This is a genomic window from Leptolyngbya subtilissima AS-A7 (assembly GCF_039962255.1).
Classification (GTDB): Bacteria; Cyanobacteriota; Cyanobacteriia; order Phormidesmidales; family Phormidesmidaceae; genus Nodosilinea.
In genome coordinates, this window is record NZ_JAMPKY010000014.1 from 32,237 (window position 1) to 45,126 (window position 12,890).

The 12,890-nt window shown below is 46.9% G+C and carries 9 protein-coding genes; 6 read left to right on the forward strand and 3 right to left on the reverse strand.

What is annotated here, in order from left to right:
* Positions 1-2: 2 nt before the first annotated feature.
* From NC979_RS24435 to NC979_RS24445, 3 genes are all read right to left on the reverse strand, one after another.
* Positions 3-866, reverse strand: coding sequence for a hypothetical protein (locus NC979_RS24435; RefSeq protein WP_190517873.1), 864 nt, complete (start codon positions 864-866; stop codon positions 3-5).
* An 81-nt stretch (positions 867-947) separates the two neighbouring features.
* On the reverse strand, positions 948-3,332 hold the full coding sequence (locus NC979_RS24440; RefSeq protein WP_190517875.1) for a hypothetical protein: 2,385 nt from the start codon (positions 3,330-3,332) through the stop codon (positions 948-950).
* Between the two features lie 199 nt (positions 3,333-3,531).
* Positions 3,532-4,710, reverse strand: a complete 1,179-nt coding sequence (locus NC979_RS24445) for a helix-turn-helix transcriptional regulator (protein ID WP_190517877.1) — start codon at positions 4,708-4,710, stop codon at positions 3,532-3,534.
* Positions 4,711-4,952: 242 nt separating this feature from the next.
* Between NC979_RS24445 and NC979_RS24450 the strand changes: the two genes are divergently transcribed.
* The 6 genes from NC979_RS24450 to NC979_RS24475 all read left to right on the forward strand — a co-directional run bounded on the left by NC979_RS24450 (position 4,953) and on the right by NC979_RS24475 (position 12,882).
* Positions 4,953-7,226, forward strand: coding sequence for a type I restriction endonuclease subunit R (locus NC979_RS24450; protein ID WP_190517880.1), 2,274 nt, complete (start codon positions 4,953-4,955; stop codon positions 7,224-7,226).
* A gap of 47 nt (positions 7,227-7,273) precedes the next feature.
* Positions 7,274-8,089, forward strand: a complete 816-nt coding sequence (locus tag NC979_RS24455) for a hypothetical protein (RefSeq protein ID WP_190517883.1) — start codon at positions 7,274-7,276, stop codon at positions 8,087-8,089.
* Entirely contained in the window at positions 8,090-9,082 is a 993-nt protein-coding gene (locus NC979_RS24460) for a hypothetical protein (protein WP_190517886.1), read from the forward strand. It abuts the gene before it with no gap.
* Positions 9,083-9,117: 35 nt separating this feature from the next.
* On the forward strand, positions 9,118-10,758 hold the full coding sequence (locus tag NC979_RS24465) for a type I restriction-modification system subunit M (RefSeq protein ID WP_190517888.1): 1,641 nt from the start codon (positions 9,118-9,120) through the stop codon (positions 10,756-10,758).
* Between the two features lie 174 nt (positions 10,759-10,932).
* Positions 10,933-11,280, forward strand: a complete 348-nt coding sequence (locus tag NC979_RS24470) for a hypothetical protein (RefSeq protein WP_190517891.1) — start codon at positions 10,933-10,935, stop codon at positions 11,278-11,280.
* A 321-nt stretch (positions 11,281-11,601) separates the two neighbouring features.
* Positions 11,602-12,882, forward strand: a complete 1,281-nt coding sequence (locus tag NC979_RS24475; protein WP_190517893.1) for a restriction endonuclease subunit S — start codon at positions 11,602-11,604, stop codon at positions 12,880-12,882.
* Positions 12,883-12,890 lie beyond the last annotated feature (8 nt).

A 12,890-nucleotide genomic window follows, 5' to 3' on the forward strand; every position in this document is an offset into this window, starting at 1 on the left:
GACTAAACTAGAACACAGCCCAACCGCTCTAGGGCAGCTTTTACCCTGGGTTGGTTTTGAGGCTCAATTAAACGAATGCGATTGTGATCAGACTCAGCTTTAGACAAGCGCCAAATCAGTTGGGCGTAGGCCTTTGGCAAGTAGGTATCGCGCAAATCCAAACGTCCAGGTTTTGCATCTAGAGCAATCTGAAGGGGCTGATTAACCTGCTGATCGAGTTTGAACATAACCAAGTAAGCAGCGTTTGGAGCAAGCTCGAAAAACTGTCCGTCTTGTAGCCACAAAAACTCCCCTTCAGGAGTTCGTAGCAGGTACAGCGACGAAATGCTGGCCAAGTGCTCGAATCCCACAATCGGTTTCCAGCGATCGCGTTGAGTGCCACCGATAGGTTGATAGCCAACAATGGAGTCAAACCCTTGGTAAGTGAAAAATGGATTCTCAAGACGTTCCTGCCCTCTTAAACTCCAAGCTGCGGGTATCTCTGGCAGAGGAAGTTGACTAATCGATTGCTCGATAGTCAGACAATTGATGCCTGCTTTAAGAAGGTGCTCTTGAATCCAAGGAAAGCTTTGTTTCTGGGGCCTCAGTAGGGTTCGAGATACAGGCTGTCCGGTATTGAGCATTTGATGGGCCAATCTTAAGTAAGCGCGATCACCCGTAAACTTCAGGCCAACTAAATTTTCTGGGCTCTCGACCATAACAGTAGGCCGAGCCATACAGGCCCGTTTACCAATGCCAAGCAGAACTTCTCCCTGAGCTTCTAGATTATGCAACTCAGCATCAATTTTGGCTGGGGTTAGGCTAGGTTCACTGAAAGATGGTGGCGCACTATGTTTTAGAAGTCCCATTAGCTGGAATCGTGTCAATGTCTGTGGTAGATGAGGTCTACCAGGAGCTCGATGATGGCTTAAAACCTGGATAATCTGCTTATTTAGCATGAGTAGTAATTAGCGATTTATAAGATTAATTTTTCGGTAGAGTCTTTTTTCGACTGATGAGCACATTTCCTTAAAAACTGGCTCATATTTCTGGTCACTAAGCCGGACAATCACAAATTCTGAAAGAGCCTTATCATAGGAGATAGAGACTACTCTAGCTAATCCCTCTGCCTGAATCTGTGAAGTCAGCAATTGCTGCAACTGCTTTGCCTTGCTCCTGCCTATCTCGATCCAGTAAACCGATGCCTTAACAGGTGGAACATCTATGGGAGCTGAGGAAGATTTCGATGCAGGTAAATTTTCAGGTTGGTCGAGAGACCAAAGTTCCTTATTAAGGTTAAAAGACAATAACTGGTAGCTCTTTCCCTCGCGGAGCCATGTAAGAGAGTAACGATCCGCCTCTGCCAGCACATCCCTGAATGAAGCTAGATTAATTACCACGTTACCCAATCCATCGACCTTTCTTAAGATACTGACTTTATCTTCTCCATTGGTCATCTCAAAATCTAATTCTTCTAAAGGCCAAAGACCTTTGATAGTTAATTCTTCAAGCCAAAAATCCTGACTTTCTAGACAATCAGCTGGAAATTTTTGGATTGTATTTTTCCGACGATCAAGGATATTGACGTCTTGAACAGAAGGTAAGTGGCTAAGCTGACAATCTTCTTGGATCTGAAAAGTTTCTGACCACTGTGTATTGCTACTCCATAACCGAATATTGTAAGTTCCGGAGGTTTGAATCCACTGGCGCAAATCTATCTCCTGCCAACTTGTACTAGCTGCGATAGTGATTTGTTCATTAGGTTGGGTAATAGCCTCACGTTGCTGTAAATCTTCAATTAGTATGTTTAGGGTTTTAGCAAGAACCCCTGGAGGATGCCAAAGGGTAGGTGTACCGAGGAAGCTGACGTAATGACTTTTTAGGTAAATTCCTTGCAGTTTTGGCTGTAGATAGCTATTTTTTTGCCAATATATTTTTTGGGTGACAGCTCCCCGCCGCAAGGTAATCTCTGCACTATTTCCCGTTCGCTGGATAAGATGACCGCGCCAACCTTGGAGACTACAAGGTATAAAACTGTCAATCAGCTCTATATTTCCTCCGTATTCTCTTTCTACATTGTTAGGTGTGAATAGGATGATCTCGGAAGAAATTTGGAGTTGTTCGGGCGATCGCCATTCCCCCGTATCAGCATCAAAAATCAAACAAAGCTGCTCTGGTTGAATGCCAGGATGATGCCATTCGAGCAAGACCGTATCATTGTGAGACCGTAACTGCCAAGCCCATTGCTCAGCAGATTCAGTAAGGGTCTGCCATAGTCCAGGGATTTTAACAACCCCAGATCCTAGGTCGATTGACCCTTCCCAGCTTCCCTCAAGGATCGTGCAGTATTCTGCCTGTAATTGTTTCCATCCCTTCCGATGAATTTCTTGCTCTGGCAGCACTAGCTGAATATCAAAAGAGTCAGTGATATCCAGCACAAGAGATAATGGTTTTCTACGCTGACTAATGATAGATGAACCGACGATTTTCTTTCTTCGCGGGGTTAAAACGTTAATCAGACTATCCCAGCTGCGAAGGAAAAATGTATTAGGCAGCGAATAGTTTTGAAGAATTCGAGTTCGCTGGAGTTCATCCCGTAGAATTTTGGGGGATTCGCCTCTCCGCTCAAGTTCGTGGGCAACAGCAGCTAAGCCCTGTAGTAAGGTGCCAGAGATGGGGTCGGCTTCTTCTTCATTGTCTTCAGGGCAGCTGCTTCTCAAAAACGTGAGCAGCCGACCTCGATTGGGAAACCTATGCTGGCATATATCGCAAAGTAGTTGAGCTAAGTCAACAGGGTCTGCGTGGGCTATATCCCACCAGTCATAATCCAATGCCTGAATTAGGTCTGCGAAATGTCCTAAATTTTGACAAGGAATACCGCTTTGCAGCCACAGGCTAGATACGTAACGATTAGCTTTGCTAGATTTGACGAGACCTAGCTCCTTAATTCCTTGCCAAACAACTTGTTGTAGAGCATGGGTGGTTCCTTGGCCATAATGAATATTTAACCGAGCGCAAAGTCCCTGCCAATAACCGTGGTTCCCATCATCGTAGTAAGCATACTCTGAGAGAGCAAAGGTCAAAAGTTTTATCCAGTTCGTCTCATACTCACCGAAATAGCGGCGGAGTTGAGTTGATGTTACAGACTCTAATCTGCCGAGATTTTCTCCAACGATGTCTAAAATCTCTTCTGTAGATTCTCTCTCAATTCCAACACTGCCAAGAAAACGTTGCCCTGACGGCAAACGTTGGTGACCCCAATGGTTTTGAATTCTCTCCCAAAAGCGATTGGCAATGGCCCTATTCGAGAGATTGATGAAAGGTCTTCCTGTGTCAGAGGTAGCAAGAGTCATAGTGGCACTCAAAAAATGCTGACCGACGACTCTATAGCAAAAAGCCAAGGAACCATCAGTTGCTTCATCTTATTGAAGGGTGCCCGACAGCTCCAAAGAAATCTCGAGACTATGATTTCACATAGAAAATACCTCAAAGTTCTATTAATCAAGGCTTTCTGAAGCCTTAGTCAGCTCTCCGGTCAATACTTTCTTTTTATCAGCCAAGTTCGGAGTACAACTTTACTTGTTGTTGAACAGCCTGCTGGTGCTGTTCAACCAGGTATTCCGGCGCTCGCACCTGGGCCTGCCCCATAAAGCGATAAACCCAAAAGCTAAATTCTCTCAATGACCGGGACGGCAGCTTCACCACATAGTCCACATACTCAGTTTTGCGATTGAGCGAGCCGGGGGGATAAGGCTCAATCTGCTGGCTGGGGTGCCGTAGGGGGCCTTCAGCGATAAACCCCATCACCTGTGGAAAGAATCTCACCCTGACCTCAACCAGGTCTAGTTGACCCAAGAGCTCTTGCTGTTGTGCTTCGGGATCGCCGAGAAATAGCCCCCACCCGTTTTCTAACAGCTCGTGGGCTAACCTTAGATTTCGACGCTGAGTGGTCAGACTACGGCCTCGGGGGTCAAGGATAGTGCATCGGTCTTCTAACCGGTCAATACGTGAAATGGCCAGGTGACCATTGTCGCAGGTCTGATGAATGAGGTACCAAGCGATATCGTAATAGAGCAACTGTAGGGGCCAGACATCAAAGGACTCGGCTTTATTTTCAAACCAGGGGCTAGCCTTACGGTGTAACCGAATTTTCTGGCCTTTGGTGATTGCAGATTCAACGGTATCCAAACAATCGAAGAGGTTGCGATCGCCAAAAGCTTCGGCAATTTTAACTGGGTCAGTTTCTACAATAGAGCGGTTGAGCTGTGCCCGCACCGGGTAAAACAACTGCTCTTTAGACTCAATTCCCTTCAGTCGGCGGATGAGACGGTTGTAGAGTTCCTGAGTTTGCACATCTCTCTGGTACTCAGCTTGGGAGTGGAGGGCGTTGAGGGCTGCCGTTAGCTCTGGTTCGCCCATGACTCCAGTGCCCAGAAAATAACCCCAGCGGTACATCTGCTTCCCCAAAATGCCTATGGAACGCAGAAATGCCAGATCCTTGTGAATGCTGTGAGTGGAACACTTAATCGTGACGCCTTCTTGCTGAGCAACTGCTAGCAGGTAGGCTTGAACCTCTTCAAGAGCGTTATGGTGCTTATCGGGTTGTTCAGCCTTGTCTAGATGCCCAACGCCAGGGTGTCGCAGCAGCGTGGCAATTAAGAGCATTAACCGCGTGAAGGCACCGTCATTAAAATACTTAGACTGTGGCGACTGCGACTGTTTTGTAGGCATGCTATTGTCGTTTGCTCTAAAGCCAGTATTTGAACCTTAGCCTAGTCAGCCCGCATAACAAGCAATCTTTATGCTTCACAGGGGGATCTGCCTAATTTTCTTTAATACTGGCAATAGTTAGCCGCATTTGCTCCGGTTTGGGTAGGCTTGTGGAGAAGAAAGTAAAGATAACCCAGGCTATGTCCCATGCTTAGTAACGGGGCACCCTGACAAAGTAACCAGTTTTTTGCACCTAGGAAACCATGGCTGGCTCTAGCGAAGCAGATGCGCGAATAGCAGTAGACCAGCGCCTTCGAGAAGCAGGTTGGGACTTAGCGGATAAGCTTCAAGTGCGCACTGAGGTTACCATCAGCGATTTAGGGCCTGCCGTGGTACGCGAGGCAGGGGGCGACTATTTGGGTAAAGCGTCTGTCAGGGGGCGCGGCAGAGCTGACTACGTACTGTGTGATCAACGGGGTCGAGCCTTAGCGGTAATTGAAGCTAAGCGTCAAGCATTTGAGCCCTACCAGGCTAAGCAGCAAGCGTTGCCCTACGCCCAGGCCATTGGTGCGCCTTTCATCTTCCTGAGCAATGGGGAGCTGATTTATTTCTGGGACTATCAAAACGACGATGCTCGGGTTGTTGATTCTTTCTTTTCTCAGCGAGATTTAGAGCGGTTGGTGGAGATGCGATCGCACCGCCAGCCTTTGGCCACTATCGAAATTCCTAGCTACTACCTCAGCCAGGGGGAGACCCATGAGGTGCGCCCATATCAGCAAGACACCATGCGAGCTATGGATCAAGCGCTTGAACTGGGCAAGCGGCGGTTCTTAATTGAGTTGCCCACAGGCACCGGCAAAACCGACTTGATCTGTTTGCAGCTAAAGCGCCTCATTCAGGCAGGCTATGCCGAAAAAATTCTGTTTTTGGTTGATCGCGAACAGCTGGCGAAACAGGCCATTGGTGCCCTGCAAGATCTATTGGGCGAATACGGCAGCTACTGGCTCAAGCCAGGTGTAGTGCGGCAAGAAAAACAGATCACCGTTTGTCTACTGCAAACGATGATTAGTCGATACAAAGAGTTCACCAGCGGCTATTTCGATGTGGTCGTGGCAGACGAATGCCACCGCTCGATCTACGGGGTCTGGCAGAAGTCGCTGACCCACTTTGACGCTTTCCACATAGGCCTGACCGCTACCCCGGCAGACTATATCGAGCGCAACACCTTTGAGTTTTACCAGTGTGTCAATGAGAAGCCCGATTTTGCCTATCCCATTCAAGAAGCTTTTGCCAAGGGCTACCTGGTGCCCTACCGCTTTGTCACTGGCATTACAACGCTGATTGCAGAGGGAGCTGAGGTAGATGAGGTTGACTATGACCCCTCTGGCTTTGAGCGGAAGTGGACGAATGAAGACACGAACCGCAAGATGATGCAGGAATTTGACCGGCTTGCCTGGGAGAATTACCAAGATTCAGCACCTGGTCAAGCTGTGGGGCCGGGTAAGACCATTGTGTTTGCGATCACTAAGCACCACGCCAGCCGATTGACGCGCTATCTAAATGATCTACACCCAGAGCACAACGGCCAATATGCCGAGGTGATTACGAGCGATGTTGCCAGTGCCGATGAGCTAATTCGTCGATTTAAATACGAGACTTACCCTCAGGTGGCGGTGAGCGTTGACATGCTCAATACCGGCTTTAACTGCCGCGAGGTACTGCATTTGGTTATGTGTCGCCCCATTCGCAGCCCTATTTTGTATCAGCAGATTCGAGGTAGGGGCACCCGCATTGCGCCCAAAATTGATAAGCAGCAGTTTGTAATCTACGACTTCTTTAGCAACCATCAGTATTTCAACGACAGCGATACCGAGATTTTTGCTGGGCCAGGTACCGGTAGTGGCTCTAGTGGTGGTGGCAGACCCCGTAACAGCCGATCATCCATTGAACTGGTCGAGCTAGGGCTGGCTGACCACTGGCAGGAGGTGGTTCGATACATCGAAATTGGCCCCGAAGGAGAGAGGGTCGATAAACGGGACTATGTGGAGCAATGGGAAACCATCATTCGATCGCAGCTCGATATTGACCCCATTCTTCAAAAGATTCGCAACAATGAGTTGCTGACTGAGGCAGAAGAAGAACAGCTCACCAGCCACCTCAATAGCTATCAACTCTACTTCAACCAAGAGAACCTGCGGAAAGCCTACCGCGATCGCGACCTTACTAAGAGCTTAGTGGACTTTATCAAAGTGGCGCTGGGCACCGCCAAAGTCAAAACCCGCGACCAGGTCTTAGATGAGAACTTTCGGGCCTGGCTGGTGTCGCGAGCCTTCTCGCCAGAGCAGGCTATTTATCTATCGACGTTAAAGAATCGGGCGATCGCCAAGGGCCGTCTAGAGATGGCCGACCTCTTTCAGCCCCCGCTCTCAGTGCTTGATGCCGCTAGTCAGGGAATTCTACTATTTGGGGAAGAGGGTTTACAGAACATTTTCGATGAGTTTAACCGAGCCATCTTTCCAGACAGAGCAGTAAGTTAGACACTATTGCAGATTCAAAATGTGTTTAGTTATATCGAACCAAATTTATGAGCTTATTTGAAATTGTTAATGAACTAAAAACTGATCAGCTTGTGTCGGTATCAAACACCCTTGGGATTGAAAAAAGCAAGAAAGATGGAGATTTTACTGAAGCGGCAAAAAGAACTCATCTTAAAAGATATATAAAGCTTAAACTGACAGAATTTTATCGCTTCAAGCAAGAAGGAGAGTTTTATGGGTCTTATCAAATCCTTGCTCTCTGGAGAGATTATACGCTTAAGATTTTCAAGAAGAAAAAAGTAAAGCCAGAGAATAAGGCCAGGCAAGAAAGTATTATTGATGAGCTTGAAAGGTTGACCTCTCGTGATGATCTAAATGACTCTGATCGAGTAGTTAGCATCGTTCGAGACATTTTACTTCTTCTCTGGGAAGAATCTAGCAAAAAGGAAAAAGAGAAGTTTATAGATATAGTAAAAAAAGAACTAGAAAAACACAATCTAAAATTTACAGAAGATCAACTTAAAAAGTCGATGCACTTTTTGCTAGTGGGCGGGATTGGCGGAGTTGCTCCGGTTGCAGTGCCCTTAGTAGCAGGTGTTATGCTTCAACAGCTTACAAAGGGTTTCATGGGTTGGTTGCTTGTAAGTGTTATGGGCCAAAAAGCCCTTCAAGTCGCTGTGCTTGGAGCAATAGCTGGACCTGTTGGTTTGGGAATTGCCCTTGGCACTGGTGGACTCAGTATTGCCCTTTCAATACTGAAGTTTAAACGTAAACAAGATAAGCTTCGCTTTGTACAAGCTGTTTTATCCATTTATGCTTATCGATATCAAAATCAAGTTGAACAGAGGAGAAAAGTTAGTTAAATGAGCTATCAATATTTACTTCAATTACCTCAACATCTAGAACCTGCTTTGAAGGCAGGCAAGATCTTTGTGGAAAGCGGGGTTGCCAGGGACATTAGCAATAAAGCTATAGTCGCTCATCTTGAAATGGTTGCACCTCAAGCGATAGGTGCCCTTGGCATGTCAAATCCGTATGCAGCTCTAGCCGGCATAGCACTCAAAACAGTAAGCGACACAAGCAAGCTAAACAAAATAATCAGTCTCACCCAAGAAATAAAGATGCTAAGTACTGTTAACTTAGCTATTTCAGGTGTAACTCTAGGGGTAGTCGTTGCTGGTTTCGCTATAGTTTTGCATAAGTTAAATAAGATTGATAAGAAGCTAGACAAAATCAGCCTTCAAATTCAAGCATTGGATGTGAAAGTTTCTGATCTTGTGAAAAATGAGACGAGCAAGCTCATAGCCGATGTAAAGCGCTATGTCAAACACTGTATTACGCTGATTCATCAGTTAGAGGATTTGGGTTGGAGTGAGCATTTGGATACTGAAACATCAAAGCTTCTTGACAACATTGAGGTTTTGGTGGAGAGAATCCTTGGCAAATATCTTGACCGGGATGGCATCAATGTTTCTCTTGAACTCGCCCAATGCCTACAAGGTGCATATGCCAACTTACTCAAAGCATATTTAACAAAACGCTACTTGCAGCAGAAAAGTCTCGATTATCCGGCTTTGAGGCTTCAAACCTTAATCAGTTTCTCGCAACAACTTTGTGCCCCAGAGCTTTTAGATGAGCTTTACGAGGAATACTTGGTCAGCAAAGAACACCGATTTAGCGAGGCGGAGATTGATATTATTTTGGCTCTTTACCGATACGGTTGTCAGCAGACAAGCAATAACGTCAACGTTCACTATGAAATCCTGAAGACAACCCCAGTCAGACAGTTCAAGGGCTGGCAGAAGTTGCTGAAGGCTAGTGACCAACCGCTAATTTGGCTTGAGCATCGGTCTTAACTGTAGAATTGCACCACAAATGACAAGGGTAGACCATGGATCAGGACATCCGCCGCAAGCTAAACCAGATCACCGATACCCTGTGGGCGGGCGGCGTCACTAACCCTGTCACTTACATTGAGCAGCTTTCTTACCTGATCTACTTAAAGCTGCTGGATGAGGAGGAATCGAGCCGTGAGCTTCAGGTTCGGTTGGGCGGGGCCAGCAAGCTACTGTTTGATAAACAGGCTGAGCGCTATCGCTGGTCGAAATGGCGGTTCAAGAGCGGTACCGATCTGCGCGACTTTTTGCGCGATGAAGTGTTTCCCTATATGGCGTCTTTGGTAAAGGATGCACCTAGGGTAGCGGACTACTTTCGGGATGCTGTCTTAGAAATTGTGGACCCTAACGTGCTGAAGGAGGTAATCGACGAGCTAGATAGCCTCAACTTTCAGAAAATGGGGCCAGATGTAAAGGGAGACATCTTTGAATATTTGCTTACCCACCTGGGGCAGTCGGCCTTAAATGGTCAGTTCCGTACCCCTCGGCAGATTCGAGCGTTCATGGTGGAAATGGTGGATCCTGACTTTGGCGACACCATTTGTGACTTGTCCTGCGGGACAGCGGGCTTTTTGATTGATTCGGTAGATTACTTGCTGGCTAAGTACAGCGAAAAACCGATTGAAATACCCATCTACGGCGAAGACTGGCTAGAGAAGCGAGGCCAAACCCTGGCGGAAGCTAAGCAAGCGATTCCTAACCTGCAAACCTACCGGAAGGGCATGGGAGATAAGCTCCCCAACTGGGAGATGCTGGAACAGTCGATCTACGGGTACGACGTCTCTCGCCAGATGATGCGGATTGCGATGATGAACCTGGTGCTGCACAACATCCCCAATGCCCGGTTGAAGCGGGCGAATGTGCTGTCTGACCAGGGCGGGCTGACAGAGGATGACCTGCACCGCCGCTATAAGGTCATGCTGGCCAATCCGCCCTTTGCTGGGCAACTGCCAAAAGACTCTATTCGTGGCGATTTGCCCACCAACTCTAAAAAGAGCGAGCTGCTGTTTTTGGGCGCGATGATGCAGTCGTTGGCTCCTGGGGGTCGCTGCGCCATTGTGGTGCCTGAGGGGGTGTTGTTTGGCTCTACCAAGGCCCACACAGACCTGCGGCGCAAGCTGGTGGAAGAGTTTAACCTACTGGCGGTAGTGTCGTTACCGGCGGGGGTGTTTAAGCCCTACACGGGGGTGAAAACGGCGGTGCTGGTATTTCGCAGCCCCTCTGAGGGTAGCCAGCAGGTGACAGGCAAGGTCTGGTTTTATGAGGTGAAAAACGACGGCTTTGACCCTGACAAGATAACTGGCGGTGGTCGTCCCGAAACCCCAAACGCAAACGATATCCCCGAATTGTTGAGCCAGTGGAAGACCTACAAACGCTCTGGTTTTAAGGAGCCACCTGGCATTGAGGGGGGGACGCTGCTAGAGGCGGGCAGCACAGAACCTAAGTGCTGGTGGGCTGAGCTGAGCACAATTGAGGAGAATGACTACAATCTGGCGGCGGGGCGCTATAAGCCCCAGGTGGCCGAAGCGGTATCTGATGACGACCCGGCGGAGCTAATTCGCGAGGTACTGGAGATTGAGAAGGAGATTACGATGGGATTAACGAAGCTGCTTAAAGAAGTGGAGCCCGCTGGGTAGGTGCTGATATACCGTCTCCGTTTCGAAAAATAAATCTTTATTTAGAAAATCTGGCTCTATGGCAAGCGAAAGACAAAGCTACCTGGGTTAAGTCTCAGCTAAATAAAAAGTGTCCAATAAGCCGAAATCTTTTTGTTGCATAAAGACGTTCTTTTGGCAAATTTTGAGGTAAAGATGGCACCTGATCAAGCCGACCAACGAACCGGTCAATTTAGCACTTGGATTTCTGGGGTAGTGATATTTTCCTTGGTTATTTGGCTCACTCTTTTAATTCCTCGGGCTATTATTCTGATGATTGCATATGAAGTAAAAAATGCAGGAGATAAGAGTATTATTGTAAACACCGCAGACGACTGTAATGGAGGCTTAAGACATCAGACACAGGGCGAGTGCCTTGTAGGCTTTTCCAAACATGAAAACTATCAATCTGTTCGTACGATGATTATTACTGGACAATATCTGGTCTCTGTTACAGCTGCTATCATACTTGCATCTCTTGTAAAAACTGAAGATAGCAACTAATATCACATCTTATTTTCGTCCTTAATTGAATGGGAAAAACGCCATTTTATTCTGCAAATTCAACTGCATTTGGAGCCGGGAATATTTATTCTTCATGCGCTTTACCTCCGAGTAAATAGCACGACAGATAAATTTCACAGTATATTAGGCCATGAGATCGCGCTTTACCAGAAGAGAACCAGTTAAGAGGCTGTATTAAGGCGCAACAACTCGGAAATAATTAAATCTTGCACCACATATAAAATTGCTTGCCAGGTTTCGGCACTTGGCAAGCAACGCACAATCTAAAGACTTGAAAGATACGAAATCAATAAGGAAAAAATGAACTGGCTAGAAGTAAGTCTTGGGGCTCTAGTTAAAATCAAGGGAGGCGGAACCCCTAGTCGCAAAATTCCAGAATACTACGAAGGTGAAGTCCCTTGGGCAACAGTCAAGGACTTGAAGGGAATGTATATATCTGAGACACAAGAATACATCACACAGGATGCTATTAAAGATAGTGCTGCTAACTTAATTCCTGCTGGCAATATCATTCTTTGTACCCGCGTTGGACTAGGAAAAGTTGCAATTAATACTATTGACATTGCGATAAATCAAGACTTGAAGGCTTTGTTCTGTTGTGAAAGTTTGCTACCTAAGTATCTACTCTATTACCTAAGCTCACTAACTACGTTAATTCAGTATCAAGGGGCTGGGGCCACCGTGAAAGGTATCACTATTGAGCAAGTCAAACACTGGCCTATCCCCTTGCCACCGATCGCAGAACAAAGACGCATTGTAGAAATTCTCGATCAGGCCGATTCGCTACGAAAGAAGCGGGCGGAAGCCAACGTCAAAGCCGAGCGCATCTTGCCAGCCCTCTTCATTAAAATGTTTGGCGATCCAAAAGAGTGGGATGAAAACAATTCAATCAAGCCTCTTGGTGAGTTAGTAGAGTTTCAGAGTGGTGGCACACCTTCTAAAAAGAAGCCAGAATACTGGGAAGGTCAGATCCCGTGGGTTTCTCCAAAAGACATGAAAAAGGATCTTTTGCTAGATGCAATGGATCATATTTCTGAGCTAGCGATAGAAGAGACTCCTGCCAAGTTGGTCCCTAAAGACTCAGTTTTAATCGTTGTAAGAGGTATGATTCTCGCTCATACTGTGCCTGTCGCCTTAGCAGGTGCTGAATTGACAATCAATCAAGATATGAAGGCTCTTATTCCCAAAACGGATGAGATTAATTCTCTTTATCTTTTCTCGGCTTTGAAAGCTTCTCATTCACGATTGCTGGCACAAGTTGGTACGGCAGGTCATGGTACTCGAAAGCTAGATACACGTTTTTTGATTGAATTGCCTATCATGATTCCCTCAAAGTCCAAATTAAAAACCTTTGAAGCAGCCTTGGAGATAGGTAAGAAGGCTACTGGGCAAATAAACTACACGGCCTCGAAACTCGAAGCCCTCTTTCAAAATCTGCTTCACCGAGCCTTCTCTAGCGATCTCACCGCCGAGTGGCGTAAGGCCCATATGGCCGAGCTGTTTCAAGAAATGGAGCACCAAGCCAAGGTACTGGGCCTAGAGCGTGCAGTAGAGTATGAGCAGTTGGGAGTGTTGGAATAGCTAGCCCT